Origin of the sequence: Leptospira licerasiae serovar Varillal str. VAR 010, assembly GCF_000244755.1 — a bacterium.
Lineage (GTDB): Bacteria > Spirochaetota > Leptospiria > Leptospirales > Leptospiraceae > Leptospira_B > Leptospira_B licerasiae.
In genome coordinates this window covers 411756-425713 of the sequence record NZ_AHOO02000013.1, presented here as the reverse complement: position 1 = coordinate 425713, position 13958 = coordinate 411756, and the positions used below count along the sequence as shown (strand labels likewise).

Below are 13958 nucleotides of genomic sequence, written 5' to 3'. Positions count from 1 at the left end.
CTTTTCCTTAAATGGAAAGTCTTCGGAAAATAAAAGAAGGGATAAGTCGAATGATGAGAGAAACCAATGCCCAACGAGCAGGCACATAGAAGTTCTCTTTTCCTGCATTCACTTTTGCTAATATAACTTGAGCAGCTTCCTTGGCTGTGATGAGCCACATAAGACCAGGTAAACCTTCGGTCATTGGAGTCTCGATCATTCCGGGTTTTACCGTGACTACTTGGATACCTTTTACCGCTAAACGATTTCGTAAAGCCTCCAAATAAGTGGTCATTCCGGCTTTAGATGCGTTATAAACCGGGTTACCTCTGCGGCCTCTATCGCCTGCAATGGAAGATATACCGATAATTTTGCCTGCCTTCTTCTCTTGGAAATAAGCGGCTGCAGAATCCAACCATGCCACACAACCTAAAAGATTGACTTCCAACATTTCCAAGTCTTTATCGATAGGGAATTCTTCCTCACCAACTCTGTGCATCACTCCGGATGCGTAGTAGATCTCGTCCAAACCGCCTAATGCCTTAACGGCCTTCGCAAACTCTCCCGGAACTTTGGAATATTCAGTAACGTCGTGTTTGACGAATAAGTTCTTTACCTTGGAGGCAGGAAGTTTTTTCAGTTCCTTTTCTCTTCTTGCAAAAGCAGCGACCTGATGTCCTTGTTCGATCAATTGAGATGCAATTTCTTTTCCGATGCCGCTAGAAGCGCCTACTACGATGATCTTTTTAGCCATACCAACCTTTCTGAGACGTAAGGCCAGTCTGACAAGCCTGATTTGGACGGTTTTTGGGGAGGAAGCTATAAGGAATTGAAAATGAAAATCTCTGCGGCTCCGTGTCTCTGCGTGCCAATGAATACTTCTTCGATCTCAGGCAGAGACGCCAAGGCGCGGAGAAAACTAAAAAGTAAGTCTCCCTCCGTTTGGGCCATTCTTTAAAAAATAATCGGAAAGAAAAAATTCACTCTTCTTCCAAACACCTGTATCACGATCCAGGATTTCCGCAGGCTTCCAATTCCTTTTATAATCCATCTTTGGATGACCCGGAAGAAAAAGACCCAATTGAAATTCTTTAAACCCGTTTTCCTTAGCCCAAAGAATAGAAGAAAGTATCAGAAAATTTCCTAAACTTCTTTTACCTTCTTCCGGATCAAAAACGGAATACACGGCGGACACAGTCTCAAGTCCCAGATCCAATAAGATCCAACCTAAAAGTACATCGTTTTTATAAAGAAGAAGTTCCGCAGAATTTTCAGAACCCTCGTACATTTGGAACTTCATATTCTCCAAAATTTCAGATTCGGATTCACCGTAACTTCCGCTATGTCGAAACTTTTGATACTTCACATACAAATCCTTTTTGTCTAGATCGATAAGAGGAGGAGAAATTTTCAAAGTCAGATCATGATTCTTTTTGATCGTCCTTCTATGATTCGAACTAGGAAAAAATTCGGATAATATAACTCGATAACTCAGGCAATGAGAACATGCGGAACAATTGGTTCGATAAAAGAAAGTCCCGGACCTTCTGAAACCGAAACGAAAAAGATCGTCTAAAATCTCCCGAGGGAGTTTCTCCTTCGAAAAGAAACCTTTCACCTTGGAATTCCTTTCCGGATAATAGGCACATTCCGACTCGGGAGTTTCCGGGAGGGAACCAAGGAATGTAAAATAGTCCAGCCTCATCTTTGCCATGATACGGATCCATTTTTACATTGCCAAACCAAAGCCTCCGAAGGATAGGACTATTGATGGTATTTGGTTTAATGATAGATCATCCGGCACGTTGGAACGCTTATAGATTGGCTTTCGGATTCACTGCCTTAAGCTATCTTTTCTATTTTTTATCCCTTCCTTTCGTTCTGTTCGCCTTATTAGCGGCCGGACTTTTCTGCCTGATCGGAGGGTTATTCTTCCCTCATACATTCGATCAGTTATATCGAGGTATCCAATTTTTGGTTTTAGGCATACTCTCCTTTTTTGCTTCCCTAGTGATCCTGATCGGGTATTTAATTTTTTGGAGACCTTTCCAGTTCGTTTTTGGATCTAAAGATCAAGAATAAGCCAGGTGAAAAAGTTCAAAATATATTGCGACGGCGCTTCTAAAGGAAATCCGGGACCTTCTTCCATCGGGGTTGCCGTTTACGAAGAAGAAACCGAAATACATTCCATCTCTAGTAGGATCTCCGACGGAACCAATAATATGGCGGAATGGGCAGCCTTGGAAGCTGGGATAGAATATTGTCTTTCCCAAGGTGCAGGCGAAATTACTGCTTATCTGGATTCCGAGTTGGTAGTAAAACAATTCAAAGGGGAATACAGGGTAAAATCCCCTCACTTACAGATCGCTAAAGAAAAAGTCAAAGCGCTCACCTCCAAACTTAAACTTTTTACCATCTATCATGTTCCGCGCGAAAAGAACAAACGGGCGGATAAGTTAGCAAACCTGGCTTTCGAGTCTTGATCTAATTCTGACCGCCGTGTCGGAGTTCCTACATTGAAAAACTTGGGCGCTCAGTGATCTATGTGAGAAGCTTGTTTTTGTATCTTTTGGCTCGCACAGAGATCATAAAGGCCACGGATTGATTTCTACTTGTTACTACCCTACTCTCTCTGCGTCTTTGCGCCTCTGCGTGAATAAACCGCGGCAGGGATACGAAGGGCTTTAGTCCGGGCTTGCCCGGATGAGCGCGAATGCGCGAACCCGTAGTAGCCCGGTCCGAGCGAAGCGAAGAAGCCGCCCCAAAACTCTAAAATAAAAAATGGTTTCCTAATAGAGTTCTTTCAAAAAAAATCTAAGCATGAGCTCTCGCAGATATCTGCTCCTTCTGATCTTCTTTCTTTTTCTTCAAACCTGTAAGGCCAGCATCTTGGATAAAATGTTAGAGCTGAAAAAAGAGGGAAAGTATTTGGAACTTGCGATCCTATGCAATGAACATACGGACCAAGAATACAAAGAGATCTGCAATACCGCCTGGGACGAAACAGGAAGAAGGATCGACCAAATTCTTTCTCAACAATCCGACCTTCCCTTCTTAAGAGTCTCCGTAGACGAAAAAACCAAAAAACAAATAGAAGAAATTTTTTCCAAAAACCCAGCTCTCAAAGACCGTTATTTGGCTATTTGGGAAAAGATCGTACAAGAATGATTCACTCCGATCCGAACAAACTTATCTCCCAAATCCCTTCTCCTTTTTTAGAGGATCTGTTAGAGATCGGTAACATCGTACGAAATTACGGGGGAGAAGCTTATCTAGTGGGAGGAAGTGTGCGTGACCTGGTCTTAAATAAGATCCCTCACGAATACGATCTTGCGGTTTCGATCCATCCGGAAGAAATACAAAAGATCTTCAAAAGAACTGTACCAACAGGGATCAAACACGGAACCATCACAGTGTTATTCCATGATCGATCGTACGAACTAACGACATTCAGAAAGGACGAAGACTATATAGACGGAAGAAGGCCTGAAACCGTACAATTCGGAGTAAGCCTAAGCGAAGATCTAAAAAGAAGGGACTTCACTATGAACTCACTTGCCTTGGATCTTCAAAAAAAGAAATTAGTGGACGAACATTCCGGACTAGAAGACATACAAAACTCCTTAATCAGGACCATCGGAGACCCGGTCTCCAGATTTACGGAAGACGGACTCAGGCCTGTCAGGGCGATTCGATTTGTTTCCTCATTGGGATTCACAATCCACCCCGAAACCGCTGAAGCGATAGACTCTTGCAGAGAAATTACCGCGAAAGTTTCTCCGGAAAGAATACACGATGAGTTCTTAAAAGTTCTAAAAAGTAAAAACCCGATCGGTGGATTAGATCTATTAAAAAAACATAAAACTCTCGAATTATTCAGTAAAACGAAATTATATTCCGGGGATTGGGAAAAACATAAAAACGGATTTTCAAAACTTCTCCACGCTTCCGAAAAATCGAAAATTGCTTATTTTTTAATTTCCTGTTTCTCGGAGCAAAACTGGTTTTCCGACTCGAACTTGTTTTTTAAAGAATTGAAATTCTCCAACCAGAGAACCAAGGATTCTCAGTTTTTAGTAAAAACCTTATATTCTCTCATCCAACAAAAAGAAGAATTAAAAACTTCTCCTGGACTTCGCACTCATTTACTCCATCCGATCGCACAATTTGCGGGAAAAAAAGATCTTTGGGACTGGTGTTTAGAAGTTTCTCTCCTTTGGGCCGCATTCTTGAACGAAGAACCATTCTGGCTCGCAAGCGCGGAGCAGGAGTGGAAGAATAATCCCCCACTTTTACTCTCCGATTTAAGCATAAACGGAAATCTAGTCCGAGAAAAATTCCCAAACATTCCTCCACCTAAATTGGGAGAAGTGTTACGATCCTCTTTGCTTTCCGTTCTCCAAGATCCTAGCCTCAATTCAGAGAACATCCTCCTGGAAAATATCCGGAACTCCATCTAATCCGAAAGATTTAGTTTGGGAGATTTTGTCGAAGTGCCTACAAAACTCGCCCCCTTTCAGCTTCCAATAGAGCTTAATTTTTAAGCACTATGCCATTATTGAAAAAATAAATAAAAAAGTTCATAAAATATGAACACTAAATATTTGATTTAGAATCGTTTTTAAGCCTAATTTAGTCTCTTTGCCTATTTTTAACAAGTTGGCACGCAAGTTGCATACTTATGGGCATAGGAGATTTAGGAGAATGATGAGAAAAAAAACAGCAAGCCTCATTGCTACCTTTACTCTGGTGACCGCCTCTTCGGTTTTTGCCCAGCCGAAAAAGGAAACGCCGGACCCGAAGGCAGCAGGCGCAGTGAAAGCTGCTCCAGCCCCAGAACCTGAAGATACGAAATGGTATGATAAGGTAGACTTTTCTGGATTTGTGGATGTGTACTACATGTACAATAACAACCCACTCCAAGGAAGCGCCGTAGACAGTACCAGAGCATTCGAGACCAGCAACAAAAACTTTGGTGTTAACGCAGCAGCACTTGCTGTACAAAAGACCGCAGAAAAATCCAGCCCTTGGGGATTCCGTGTGGATTTCCAAAACGGACAAAACAACGCTTATCAAGAGGCGCCTTACGTTCAATACAACGGAATTTACAACTATAACATGCTGAAACAAGCATACATCAGTATGTATTTCCCTGTGTTGAAAGGAATGACCTTAGACGTTGGAAAAATGGCAACGCATATTGGATACGAAGTGTTAGAATCGATGAACAACCCTAACTACTCGATAGGGGCCATCTTCCAAAACACAATCCCGTTCATTCACACCGGTGCTCGCTTAACCACTCAATTTACAGACAAATGGGCAGGAACCTTTTATCTGTATAACAGTGGTGGTGGTACCGGTTATAGAACTGGGGTTCCGGACGGAAGCACTACGAATAACTACTTCTACGAAGCAGCTACTCAACATAAAGCGATTGGAACACAGTTAAAAGGAACCTTGATTGAAGACAAATTGTCCGTAACTTGGAACACTTTGTATTCTCAAGACGGTGCTACTGGAAGGATCGATCCAACTCAGCAATATTTAGCTGATCAATTAGCGGCTCAAACCGGAGACCCGGCTGTAGCAGCTCTTACTGCTCCATCAGCAAAGTATAATAAAGATTATTGGTTCATGAACCATGCAATCTTATCCATCACTCCTACTGACAGGATCCAAGTTGACTTAGACTATACTTGGAGTGAGAAGTCTGGTGGTGCAGCAGCAGCTAACCTTGCACAACAACAGTACAACCCAACAGGCGCAGCTACAGTTGAAACTATCCTAGGTGGAACCGTAACAACTGAAAATACTAAAAGCTCTTATAAAGCATATGGTATCTTCAGTAAGTTTAAGATCGGTGAGACTTGGGGAGTTAACGTTCGTGTTGAGTATATCGACGATAGCCATAACAACGGTCGTCTGACTACCTTCAACCCGTTTGCAGGATCTCAAGCAGCTAACTCTTGGTATGCAGGAAAATACGCTCAAGATAAAGCGATCGCAGAGCAAATCATTGCAGCTACTCCTGCATTGGGTGGCTTAACTGCAGACCAACTACTTGCAGCTTTAGACCCGAAAAACTACAAAGATTACGGTGGAGCTTCCAACTACGGACAGTATAAAACATTTACTGTTACTCCAGTTTGGAATTACACTGAGAATCTACTCATCAAATTGGATATGAGAAGAGACTGGGCAACCGGTTATCAATTCGTAACCTCTTCCGGTGAGAAAAGCAAAGACCAATACGGTATAACCTTAGGGGTCGTCGCTAAGTTCGATTAATTCGAATTCAGTAGATTTCTACGAAAAAGAGCGTCCGAAAGGGCGCTCTTTTTTTATCTCCATAGGAATTGATAAAGTGTTAAGCAGGGAGAGAAGAAGGGAAACTACTCAAAAATCCAGATCCGATTGTCCCGACATGGCTACCAATTGCCTTCTAAGAGAATGAGGAAGGATATTCCAACAGGATCTGAATGTTTTTTTCCAAAAGCCTGTTTCTGCTTTTTTCAGTTTTGCCTTTAAGTCCTCGCTCATCTCAAATCCCTCTTAAGATTTTTAGAGCGAAAAAAATGAAAAAAAACTTCGAGCTGTTAGCTGTTTCTTGGTCCATAATTCCAAAATTCTATCTAAGAAATTGTATAATCCCTAGATAGATTTTTATGATTTATACGTCGGATAACCGATCAGTTCTGGACCGCACCCCGCTATTTTATCCTTTCTATTAAGCTACTAAAACCCCATAAACGATGATCGCAATCCCTACCAAATTTGCGGTGACTCCAATTCCACCCAGGATCTTCCCAAGAGCAGGATTTTCTTTGAATTCGTCTTTGATCCCCTGGAGCCAATCCACCGTATCCTTCAAAGCTATAAATCCGGAAGAAACTGCGAATGAGATCGCTCCGATTAAAGCGGTGGTTTCGGAGAGAAGTGCATATTGAAATGCAAATACCAAACCTAGGATCATAGCTCCTTGCATTAAGGGGCCAATATGTGCCGCCTGCAGGTATCTAGAAGGGAATTCCGCCTTCATTCTTGCGAATGCGTATGCAAATCCTGTCAAACTTCCGTACGCTAAATTTAAAACTCCGGTTAGGATCAAAATTTTTTCGGGTAAATTCATAGTCATCACCTAATCTATATTTAGGCCTAAGTGCATACTATGAACGCAAAAAGCGTCAACCGTTTTAGGTTAACGCTTTTTCTTAACGGTAACTTTCTTCTTTGATTTCTTACTTCCGTTCCTATGAGAAGGTGTAGCATCCTCTATTTCCTCTTCATCATATAAGGAAACATATGCTTCCGGATGAAGTTCGAAAGTTTCCTCTTCGACAGGATGTTTTCTATCTCCGACTACCACCAAATATAACGAAGGAAGAACGCTCAGTACTAGAAATAATGCGGAGAATAATCCTCCTACAATTACCGTAGCCAAAGGCCTCTGGACGTCGGAGCCTACTCCTGATGCAAGTGTCGCAGGGATCAATCCAAGTAGAGCAAGCAACATTGTCATCAACATTGGTCGTAATTGGATTACCGCAGCTTGAGTGACCGCTTCCTTAGTGGTTAGGGTCGGTTCGTCCTGTAATAGATGATTTGTCCTGGAAACGAAAAGTACACCGGACATGGTAGCAATCCCGAAAAGAGAAATAAACCCTACCCCGCTGGATACGTTAAAGTAATATCCCCTGAATAAAAGCGCATACATTCCACCCACTAATGAAAGTGGAAGACAAGCCAGGGCCACATATACGTATTTTAGATTTCTATAAAGTAAAAATAACACTCCGAAAATGATCGCGATCGTGACAGGAATAACGATTGCTAACTTCTTACCCACGCGAGCCAGGTTCTCGTACTGCCCGCCGTAACGGACCTCGTATCCTTCCGGAAGTTTTATCTTTGCCTGGATCTTCTTCCTGAGTTCATTTACGAATCCACCCTGGTCCCTTCCTCTTACGTTTGTTCGGACTGTAATCGTTCTTCTACCCTCTTGGCGGAAGATCATAGTAGGTCCGTCTTCCAAGGTTATCTTCGCTAATTGAGAAAGTGGGACCCTTTCTCCTTTTGGCGAAATAATGGGCATTGCTTCTATCGCTCTTTTGGAAGCTCTATAATCTTTGGAGAATCGGACTACTATCCCGAATCTAGCAGGCGTTTTTGGGGGAATATCGGAAGGCCCTTCGTATAGAGTGCTGATCCTCTGCATACCGATGGCGGCCTCTACCATTTGTTGGATATCGCTTACGTTAATCCCATAACGAGCCGCAGCTTCTCTATCGATCCTAACTGTTAACTGAGGACTATCCGCTTCTTGTTCGATCCCGAATTCGCTGGCTCCATGCATGTCCTTTACAATTTCCAGGATTTCTTCAGCAAGCTTGCGCATTACTTTTAGATCTTGTCCCGATACGAAAACAGCAAGGTCGGCAATGGTTCCCATGATCGCTTCCGACAAGTTGTCCATGATAGGCTGAGAGAAACTGATCCTCGCTCCAGGAAGAGTTGCCTCCAGGTCGTTTTTCATTCTAAGAAGAAGCTCTTGTTTAGTGATCCTTTCCTTCCAATCATCGTAATCTTTCAAACTTACAAGAACTTCCAATCGATTTGGGGGAAGAGGATCCGTTCCATCGTCGTTCCTTCCCAACTGAGAAAGTACTACACTTACTTGTTCGTTTTTATAGATCGTTTCCCGTATCTTAGGCATAAACTTGCGAGCCTCGGGGAGAGATATACCTACAGGAAAGAAAATCCTTAAGTTAAAACCGCCCTCGTCCATCTCAGGCAAAAATTCTGTTCCGAGTTTGTATCCACCTATTCCTAAAAATAGTGTAACGGCAGCGAATGTATAAATGACGACTTTTTTGGACCTTTCGACCAAATAGTCTATTAACTTTTTATAACGTTCCTCTACCCATGCGTAAAAAGGATTATGCCATGCGATCGGTCCAGGCCTCTCCGATTCGAAATATTTTCGGAACATATAGGTCATTAATACCGGAACGACTGTCATAGAAAAAATTAAGGCGCCAAGGATCGCAAAGGAAATGGTGAACGCCATCGGTTTGAACAGACGTCCTTCTATACGTTCGAAAGAAAAAATCGGTAAATAAGCAAGTATTATGATCAGAATAGAGAATAAGATTTCTGTCCCAACTTCTCCTGCGGATTCCGCAGTGAGTTTAATGATCCCTTTACTCTTATCTGCCGGAGTTGCGTCCCTGTATCTTCGGATAATGTTTTCCACCATGATGACTGCGCCATCTACTACGATCCCGAAATCGATCGCCCCCAAAGACAATAAACTCGCAGGAATCCCGGTCATATCCATCAAAAGGAATGCAAACAATAAGGCGAAAGGAATTGTCGCTACTACAACGAGAGATGCCTTGGCGCTTCCTATGAAGAAGATAAGCACCAAACTGACCACCATCACACCTTCCAGAAGTGTTCTACCAATAGTGCGTAACGTATAATTTACAAGGTCACTTCTATCATAAGTAGTCCTAAGTTGTACTCCGTCAGGAAGATAGTTCTCATTGATCTCTTTTACCTTAGCACGGATCCGATCTCCCATCTCGTTCGGATCACCCCAGCGACGCATTGCCACAAGGCCTTGGACGGACGAGTCCACATCCATGATCTGATCGTCTATTCGAACCGTATAACCCAAGACACCGCTCGGGATTGGATGTGAAATTTCCACTGTGGCCAAATCACGAATAAAAACAGGAACTCCGTTCACAGTTTTTACAACGATATTCTCTATATGCTGCGCTTCTCTTATCGCACCTAAAGAACGGATCGGAAATCCTTGCTCTCCTTGTAGTAAAAGGTTTCCACCTGTATTCAGGTTATTTTCCTGAACTGCCTGGATCACATCGTTAATCGTAAGTTTATAACGTACTAACTTATCAGGAGAAGTTACAATATGGAATTGTTTAGGCAAACCTCCGAATGTAACCACATCCGCAATCCCAGGAATAGAAAGCATCTTCGGCATTACAATCCAATCTTGGATCGTTCTAAGTTCCATCGGAGTGTGATTCCCGGAAGATTCCACCACATACCTGAAAATTTCTCCGACAGGAGAACTCATAGGTCCTAAAGCAGGCTGCACTTCTTCAGGAATATCAGCATCCGCGACCCTTTCCATAAGTCGCATCCTGGCAAAATAATCGTCCGTTCCGTCTTCAAATACGAATTGGAAAACTACAAGACCGTTGATTGTTCTTGAACGGCGAACCGCTACTTTGGGGATCGCATTCAAAACCCTTTCGATGGGAAGAGTTACCCGTTCTTCCACTTCGACAGCTGCTTTTCCAGGAAATTTAGCGATCAAACGAACTTGTGTATCCGCGATATCCGAATAAGCTTCCTTTCGAATGTCTGTCCAAGCCCATATTCCTAAAATCGAAACGAAAATAGAGGAGATGATGGTAGGAATTCTGTACTTGAGAACGGATTCTATAAGTTTATTGATCATTAGTAAGACCTCGTATCGAACAGGTAGCCAAGTTGGATGAGAAGCTGAGGATTTTTATAATCTCCGCTTCCGATCCCGCCGCCAACCTGCAAAAAGAAATTTCCTAAAAGGAAATCATAGGTAAGTCCTATATATCTTTGGTTTAAAGTTACCTTCTGTTTGTCCCTACTATCATATTCAAGAAAAGTGGCAAGATTCGGATTCTGCTGAGCTACATAAGAACGAATGATCAGATCCTCGAAAGTAGGATCTCTATGCTGGTATCCTGGAAAATTAGTACCTGTAGGATAAGAAGTTTGTCCGCCTCTTCCCAACTCAGGAGCGAAAGGATCCACTTGGAATTGTCCGAGCACCACGGAAACACTATGAGCGATCACCGAAGTTTTCCAAAAACTAAATCCTAGATCCGCCTGCCAACCCCACCAATGAGGTCCCCAATGTCCGCCTGATCCTCGTATTACGATATCTTTATAGTAGTAACCTAGATTGAAATTGATACTTCCGGGAGAGCCTATACTCGCTCCATATACGAAAAAGTTCGTAGTTTTAGGAAGTGACTTCTGAGTAAGGTCGTCCTTCTCCTCTTCTCCGAATCTGGTCTTACGTTCCGGATCAGGTGTCCATTCCGGAGAATATTCTCCGCTCTTCTCGTTTTTCTCGTCCTTCTTCTTTTCCTCCGAATAAACGGAAGAAACAAAAGAAAATAAGAATATTATAATAATAAAACTTAGTATTCTTTTCATAGAGATTAAAATCCGAAACTAAGTCCCTTTAACAGGATGGCACCTTCGACTACTACCCTATCGCCTTTTGTCAGACCTTCTAATACATTGACCCTTTCTCTGGTGGAGATCCCGAGAACGACTTCTCTTCTGAAAAATTCGCGCGGAGTTTCTTCTACGAATACGTAGTTTTTACCCTCTACGGTAACTACCGAGTTGAAAGGGATCACAACAGAATCGCTTCCTGTTTCTTCGGGGAATTTTACGGTTGCGAACATTCCAGGTTTTAATCTATAACCTTCGTTTTTAATGGCGATCCTGACTTTTACGGTCCTTGTAAAAGGATCCACGTTATCTCCTAAAGCCTCCGCTGTCCCTGCCCATTCTTGGTTCGGGAAGGAGTTGAATACGACTCTCACCCTTTTTCCTTTTTGCAGACTGGAAAGTTGTGATTCTGGAACGTCTGAGATGATCCAAGCAGTTTGGCCCGGTGCCTTTTTGATCAATGCCGGGTTCAAACCGACAGCTCTCAGTTTTCCTTCGAACTCAGCGAATTCTGCCTCGTCGTTATTCACTTCGGTCTCTGCTTCGATCAGATCTTTTTCGGTTGCTACTCTATGTTTGAACATATCTTTGATACGATCCAAGTTCTTACGGGATCTGTTCAGACTGTTCTTAGCATGAACGTAACCGACATATAGGTCGTTCAACTCCGCAGATTCGAATAATACGATCTGTTCAGAATCCGATACGGAAGGAGAAGTAGTGGCTATCAACCTTGCAGGAGCTTCTACGTTTACGAATTCTCCAGGTTTACCTATCTCAGCACTTTTAACGATCTCTAGGCCGGGACTATTTTCTTTAAACTCTATCCTTTCGCCGTGATCATGTACGATTGCCTTTTGCGGTCGAGGAGCATTCTTCTTTGCCCCCCTGCTCAAGGTAAAAGATACGATGGAAACGGAAACTGCCGCCACCAGAACGATTAATATAATCCTAAGTTTGTTAGATGATGGAATCATTTCGAGCTCCCTTCCTTAGCACCACCGGATTCTCCGTTGGATTTGTAACTTGGGACGATCAGCCCCGTTCCGACCGAGTAATTTACTCCTTCAATCGCTTCCATTCTATCAGTTTGGAGGCGTAACATTTCCACAATACTGGATCTGTATGTTTCGAAGAAGTCGGCGAATTCTAAAATGGATATATAACGTTTTTCGTAACTAAGGATCATATCCTCTGCTAGATCAGCGTAGTCCTTAGTATAAGTATTCCTGAATTTTTTATAAAGATCGTCTTTTGCCTTTGCGGTAGCCAAAGCAACGCTCACATCGTTCTCCACTTCCAAGATCAGGTTTTTCAATTCTTGTTTTCTGACTTGGATGGATTTTTCGGCGGCCTTGATATTACCTTGGTTCCTATCGAAGATCGGAATATTCAACTGAGCGGTAACTCCCCAGTAGTTCTGGAAAGCAGTTCCCCCTCTGTTATACATAGGACCGAATGCTAGATCCGGGATAGCGTTTGCATGTTGTAGTTCTAGGTTCGCTTCTTCGTATCTTAACGCCTGCACCGCTTTTTTCAGGTCAGGTCTGTATTCCCTAGCCTTAGAAAGCATATTATCTAATTTTAAACCTTCTAAGGTGGCTTTCTCCACAAAGTCCAAATCTAGGACGGGAACAATCGCGACGGATTGACTTTTATAAGTTTCTTCGTTGAGTAAAACTCTTAAATCCGCTTCCTTCTCCAGAACTTTTATCCTAAGATCTTCTCTTTCCTTCCTTAAAAAGAATAAAAGAGCTTTTAAACGTAAAACTTCCGATTGAAGAACTGCTCTTCTTTTGTAGGCAAGCTCCGCCGAGTTTACCGTCTTATCCAGAGCGATCAGACTCCTATCGTAAAAAGCGATCGCATCCCTATAATAATGAATAAAGTAGAAGGTCCTACGAAGTTTAGTGATCAGCGCTCGAGCGAGATCATAAAATTCCTGCTCGCTCATCTTAGCGCTTAATTCGGCCACTCTGATCCGTTTGTCTATCTTACCGCCTAGTAAGAATACTTGTTGGATCTGCACTACAGTTTGTCCGGATCTGGTAAAATCGAAATAACGTTGAGTAGGTTCCGCAAAAATACTTTGATCCACGAAAATATTCGGGTTCGCGTAAAGGCCTGCTTGCTCTATGCCAGCTTTTCTCGCGTCTATATTAAATTTTGATGCGAGTAATAGAAGGTTATTCTTCCAGAGCAGTTCTTCCGCCTTGGCAAGTTCCAAACGAACCTGTGTCCTTTCCTGATCTCCGGAAGCAGCCGCGATCTTTGCTTCGGAATATAAAGGATCAAGTCCAATAGGAGCAGCTCCAGGACTATCCGGCTGGGATACGGTCTGATTCGTGGCCCAGACCAAGATTAGAAACGTTAGTATCTTTTTATTCATAGTTGTACGAAGTTATCCCTAAAGATAGCTTTAGCTTACGCAAAGGCCCCCTATGGAACGATGCCAATATACCTATGGCTCGAGAATCGTTCCGAAGTAATATAAACGATTAAGCCAGGCTAGGTGGGGGAAGGTTTGTTAGGGAAAAGTGTAGAAGTCGGTCCGCTCTATGCTGGCCGCTTACAAATACGATACTAGAATCGAAGGAGGATGGAGACCAAGGACAGGTAACTAACTCATCTGCCAGAAAATCAACAAGTCTGCTGTCTCTTTCTCTAGCTTGTGTGTAAAGTAATCCTTCTGAATCCTTAAGGTCCGATTCAAGGGC

General features: G+C 42.7%; 13 protein-coding genes. 5 read left to right on the top strand and 8 right to left on the bottom strand.

What is annotated here, in order from left to right; all coding sequences use genetic code 11:
- Window positions 1-7 precede the first annotated feature (7 nt).
- Window positions 8-733 (bottom strand): SDR family NAD(P)-dependent oxidoreductase, encoded by a 726-nt coding sequence (locus LEP1GSC185_RS17890; protein WP_008592818.1) that lies wholly within the window; start codon window positions 731-733, stop codon window positions 8-10.
- Between the two features lie 165 nt (window positions 734-898).
- Window positions 899-1693: an arginyltransferase gene (locus LEP1GSC185_RS17885; protein ID WP_008592181.1), complete on the bottom strand. Its 795-nt coding sequence runs from the start codon at window positions 1691-1693 to the stop codon at window positions 899-901.
- A 56-nt stretch (window positions 1694-1749) separates the two neighbouring features.
- Here LEP1GSC185_RS17885 and LEP1GSC185_RS17880 point away from each other — a divergent pair, with 56 nt between their 5' ends.
- The 5 genes from LEP1GSC185_RS17880 to LEP1GSC185_RS17860 all read left to right on the top strand — a co-directional run bounded on the left by LEP1GSC185_RS17880 (window position 1750) and on the right by LEP1GSC185_RS17860 (window position 6270).
- Complete coding sequence (locus LEP1GSC185_RS17880; protein WP_008592116.1) at window positions 1750-2061, top strand: hypothetical protein; 312 nt, start codon at window positions 1750-1752, stop codon at window positions 2059-2061.
- 5 nt (window positions 2062-2066) lie between these two features.
- Window positions 2067-2462: a ribonuclease HI family protein gene (locus tag LEP1GSC185_RS17875; RefSeq protein ID WP_008592055.1), complete on the top strand. Its 396-nt coding sequence runs from the start codon at window positions 2067-2069 to the stop codon at window positions 2460-2462.
- Window positions 2463-2799: 337 nt separating this feature from the next.
- A complete protein-coding gene (locus LEP1GSC185_RS17870; RefSeq protein ID WP_008592062.1) occupies window positions 2800-3147 on the top strand; it encodes a hypothetical protein in 348 nt (115 codons plus the stop codon).
- Entirely contained in the window at window positions 3144-4439 is a 1296-nt protein-coding gene (locus LEP1GSC185_RS17865; RefSeq protein ID WP_008597180.1) for a CCA tRNA nucleotidyltransferase, read from the top strand. The genes LEP1GSC185_RS17870 and LEP1GSC185_RS17865 overlap by 4 nt, the downstream gene beginning before the upstream one ends.
- Window positions 4440-4683: 244 nt before the next feature.
- Window positions 4684-6270 carry an outer membrane beta-barrel protein gene (locus tag LEP1GSC185_RS17860; RefSeq protein WP_010515481.1) on the top strand — a complete coding sequence of 529 codons (1587 nt, stop codon included), beginning with the start codon at window positions 4684-4686 and terminating at the stop codon, window positions 6268-6270.
- Between the two features lie 108 nt (window positions 6271-6378).
- Here the strand turns inward: LEP1GSC185_RS17860 and LEP1GSC185_RS20060 are convergent, their stop codons facing one another.
- From LEP1GSC185_RS20060 to LEP1GSC185_RS17835, 6 genes are all read right to left on the bottom strand, one after another.
- On the bottom strand, window positions 6379-6522 hold the full coding sequence (locus LEP1GSC185_RS20060) for a hypothetical protein (protein ID WP_008592952.1): 144 nt from the start codon (window positions 6520-6522) through the stop codon (window positions 6379-6381).
- Between the two features lie 187 nt (window positions 6523-6709).
- Entirely contained in the window at window positions 6710-7111 is a 402-nt protein-coding gene (locus LEP1GSC185_RS17855) for a hypothetical protein (protein ID WP_008592689.1), read from the bottom strand.
- Window positions 7112-7180: 69 nt separating this feature from the next.
- Window positions 7181-10474: an efflux RND transporter permease subunit gene (locus tag LEP1GSC185_RS17850; RefSeq protein WP_008592447.1), complete on the bottom strand. Its 3294-nt coding sequence runs from the start codon at window positions 10472-10474 to the stop codon at window positions 7181-7183.
- The gene (locus tag LEP1GSC185_RS17845) at window positions 10474-11217 is read right to left on the bottom strand and encodes a hypothetical protein (protein ID WP_008592328.1); all 744 of its coding nucleotides are present in this window, start codon (window positions 11215-11217) and stop codon (window positions 10474-10476) included. Before LEP1GSC185_RS17845 ends, LEP1GSC185_RS17850 begins: the two co-directional genes overlap by 1 nt.
- A 5-nt stretch (window positions 11218-11222) precedes the next feature.
- Window positions 11223-12218 carry an efflux RND transporter periplasmic adaptor subunit gene (locus tag LEP1GSC185_RS17840; RefSeq protein ID WP_008592222.1) on the bottom strand — a complete coding sequence of 332 codons (996 nt, stop codon included), beginning with the start codon at window positions 12216-12218 and terminating at the stop codon, window positions 11223-11225.
- On the bottom strand, window positions 12215-13630 hold the full coding sequence (locus tag LEP1GSC185_RS17835) for a TolC family protein (protein ID WP_008592076.1): 1416 nt from the start codon (window positions 13628-13630) through the stop codon (window positions 12215-12217). The genes LEP1GSC185_RS17840 and LEP1GSC185_RS17835 overlap by 4 nt, the downstream gene beginning before the upstream one ends.
- Window positions 13631-13958 lie beyond the last annotated feature (328 nt).

What these genes read in the sequence shown, in the direction of transcription:
- LEP1GSC185_RS17865 (WP_008597180.1), top strand. Translation starts at nt 3,144, where the DNA reads ATGATTCACTCCGATCCGAACAAACTTATCTCCCAAATCCCTTCTCCT.
- LEP1GSC185_RS17840 (WP_008592222.1), bottom strand. Translation starts at nt 12,218, where the DNA reads ATGATTCCATCATCTAACAAACTTAGGATTATATTAATCGTTCTGGTG.
- LEP1GSC185_RS17835 (WP_008592076.1), bottom strand. Translation starts at nt 13,630, where the DNA reads ATGAATAAAAAGATACTAACGTTTCTAATCTTGGTCTGGGCCACGAAT.
- LEP1GSC185_RS17885 (WP_008592181.1), bottom strand. Translation starts at nt 1,693, where the DNA reads ATGGCAAAGATGAGGCTGGACTATTTTACATTCCTTGGTTCCCTCCCG.
- LEP1GSC185_RS17860 (WP_010515481.1), top strand. Translation starts at nt 4,684, where the DNA reads ATGATGAGAAAAAAAACAGCAAGCCTCATTGCTACCTTTACTCTGGTG.
- LEP1GSC185_RS17855 (WP_008592689.1), bottom strand. Translation starts at nt 7,111, where the DNA reads ATGAATTTACCCGAAAAAATTTTGATCCTAACCGGAGTTTTAAATTTA.
- LEP1GSC185_RS17870 (WP_008592062.1), top strand. Translation starts at nt 2,800, where the DNA reads ATGAGCTCTCGCAGATATCTGCTCCTTCTGATCTTCTTTCTTTTTCTT.
- LEP1GSC185_RS17845 (WP_008592328.1), bottom strand. Translation starts at nt 11,217, where the DNA reads ATGAAAAGAATACTAAGTTTTATTATTATAATATTCTTATTTTCTTTT.
- LEP1GSC185_RS17850 (WP_008592447.1), bottom strand. Translation starts at nt 10,474, where the DNA reads ATGATCAATAAACTTATAGAATCCGTTCTCAAGTACAGAATTCCTACC.
- LEP1GSC185_RS17890 (WP_008592818.1), bottom strand. Translation starts at nt 733, where the DNA reads ATGGCTAAAAAGATCATCGTAGTAGGCGCTTCTAGCGGCATCGGAAAA.
- LEP1GSC185_RS17880 (WP_008592116.1), top strand. Translation starts at nt 1,750, where the DNA reads ATGGTATTTGGTTTAATGATAGATCATCCGGCACGTTGGAACGCTTAT.
- LEP1GSC185_RS20060 (WP_008592952.1), bottom strand. Translation starts at nt 6,522, where the DNA reads ATGAGCGAGGACTTAAAGGCAAAACTGAAAAAAGCAGAAACAGGCTTT.